Annotated in this window: 3 pseudogenes; all 3 read left to right on the top strand. The window is 43.0% G+C overall.

Annotation, left to right across the window (positions count from 1 at the left end):
* Positions 1 to 189, top strand: a pseudogene (locus C6H66_RS24320) (putative phage tail protein); the annotation flags it as partial.
* 50 nt (positions 190 to 239) lie between these two features.
* Positions 240 to 542, top strand: a pseudogene (locus tag C6H66_RS27840) (tail fiber protein); the annotation flags it as partial.
* A gap of 474 nt (positions 543 to 1,016) precedes the next feature.
* Positions 1,017 to 1,451: pseudogene (locus C6H66_RS27845) on the top strand (phage tail protein); the annotation flags it as partial.
* Positions 1,452 to 1,594: the final 143 nt, after the last annotated feature.

A 1,594-nucleotide genomic window follows, 5' to 3' on the forward strand; every position in this document is an offset into this window, starting at 1 on the left:
GCCTTGAACGGTGAAGACTGGCCGTTTACATGGCGAATTAACGCACCAAAAACAACTATTTTCTATGCCGTGGCTGGTGGCAGTTATTGCGGCGATCCGTTGAGGTCATGGGGTAATAAGAGGCTTGAATGTCAATTTAATCGTCTTTGTCCATCTCATACAATTCTGCAATTCGGCTACAGCAACTAAATAACCCTTTATTTATTATTTTCTAATCACCTTATGAGTGAGGTTTTGCTATGCAAAAAATTGGTGATATTACAAATACCGCCGATAAGAATGGCGAATTTACAAATGGCAATGTCGCGGCCGGTATTGCACCGACATTATTAGACGCAGGTTGGTTTAATACAATTCAGCGTGAATTAATTAATGCAATTCAGGGAGCGGGAATTAAATTAGATAATAAAAATGACAGTCAGCTTTTTGCTGCTATCAAAAAACAAATTGATAATAGCGCGGTAGAAATTCACGACGCCTCATTAACTCAAAAAGGCATCACCCAACTCACAGACAAAACAGGTAACAGTAATACCCTTGCAGCAACTCAGAAGTTAGTTACTGATGTGAATGACAACGCTAATAGTAAACTGTCAAAATCCCAAAACGGTGCCGACATTCCCGATAAAAACGCCTTTGTGAAAAACCTCGGGTTGGCGGAAACTGTGAATAAGGCGAAAAATACGTACTCTAAATCAGAGTCTGATAATCGATTTATTCAGTTAAATACGAATACAAAAACATCAGGTTATATATTATCTAAAACCGCAAACTATTGTGATGATCCTAATTCACGTCATTTGGGCCGTTCGGGTTTTTTAAGAACTGATGGAATTGATAATTTGGGTGATTTAGCAATTCATATAGCTCATTCCAGCGCTAATAGTGATAGCTCAATGTTCGCGCGTGGTATTTCTTTCAGATACGGCGACAACTTTGGCATTTCTACTTATGCATTTGACAAAGCCGGTAAATTCGCAGGATCAAAGCGGATATTGACAGAAGATGATGTTATCGTCCCAGTCGGCGTCCCGCTTCCGTACCCTCACCGATACACTCCTCCCGGTTACTTAACGTGCAACGGACAAACATTCGATAAATCTTTATATCCGAAGTTAGCAGAAGCCTATCCTGACGGTAGAGTACCTGATTTAAGAGGCGAGTTTATCCGTGGTTGGGATGATAGCCGTGGTGTCGATCCGGGGCGGGTGTGCGGAACCTGGCAAGGAGACGCAATCAGAAATATTACGGGCAGCTGGGGTGATGCGACAGCAGAAAGCGGCGGCGACGCATCCGGTGCATTCAATTACACATACAGACGGGGTGGGAGAGCGGCAGGCGGTGGGGGCGGTACTTTATCGTTTACATTTGATGCATCTCGTGTCGTCCCCACAGCTAACGAAAATAGACCCCGCAACGTCGCATTTAACTACATAGTGAGAGCAGCATAATGACAGAACAGAAATACTCTTTAGAACATGAAACAGCCGTGCTAGGTAAAGACGGGTTAGCGATTCAAGCGGGCTGGATTAAGGTTTATCACTCGAATCAAATCACACGAGAATTCATCAACTCTGATATTGAGTATGTGATG

Source organism: Photorhabdus hindustanensis (assembly GCF_002968995.1).
Classification (GTDB): Bacteria; Pseudomonadota; Gammaproteobacteria; order Enterobacterales; family Enterobacteriaceae; genus Photorhabdus; species Photorhabdus akhurstii.